Source organism: Microvirga sp. P5_D2 (assembly GCF_054049475.1).
In genome coordinates this window covers 1-578 of sequence record NZ_JBFUMH010000420.1, presented here as the reverse complement: position 1 = coordinate 578, position 578 = coordinate 1, and the positions used below count along the sequence as shown (strand labels likewise).

Annotated in this window: 1 pseudogene; it reads left to right on the top strand. The window is 65.0% G+C overall.

The features are described 5' to 3' along the window. Positions 1 to 578: pseudogene (locus ACXJKO_RS32065) on the top strand (transposase); the annotation flags it as partial.

Genomic DNA, 578 nt, shown 5'->3' with positions numbered 1-578 from the left:
CCGCCCGGACGCGGCAAGCTGGTGCCCTATGAGGCTTTCCTGATCCAGACCGTCGAGGCAAGGCCCGCCATCACCATGCCCGAACTGGCTGCCCGCTTGCTTGAGGAACACGGGATCGTCGCGGCCCCGGCGATGCTCTCGCGCTTCCTGTGCCGGTGCGGCTTCAGCTATAAAAAAAGCCCTGATGGCGGCGGAGTGCGCACGCGCCGACGTGCGGGATGAGCGCCACGTCTGGACCGATCAACGTCAGGCCCGCATGCGCGAGCAGCCGCACCGGCTGGTGTTTCTTGACGAGACGTACGTCAACACCAAGATGACCCGCCTGCGCGGGCGCTCGCGCAARGGCCAGCGGTTACGCATGAGCGCTCCCTTCGGGCATTGGACGACGCATACCTTTCTGGCCGGGCTGCGCTGCCATGAGCTGAGTGCGCCGTGGATCATCGACGGCCCGATCACCCGCTTGGCGTTCGAGGCTTACATCGAGACGCAGCTCGCGCCGACACTGTGCAAAGGCGACGTGGTGATCCTCGACAACCTCGCAGTCTATAAGAGTGAAAGGGCGGCGGAATGCCTGAAGG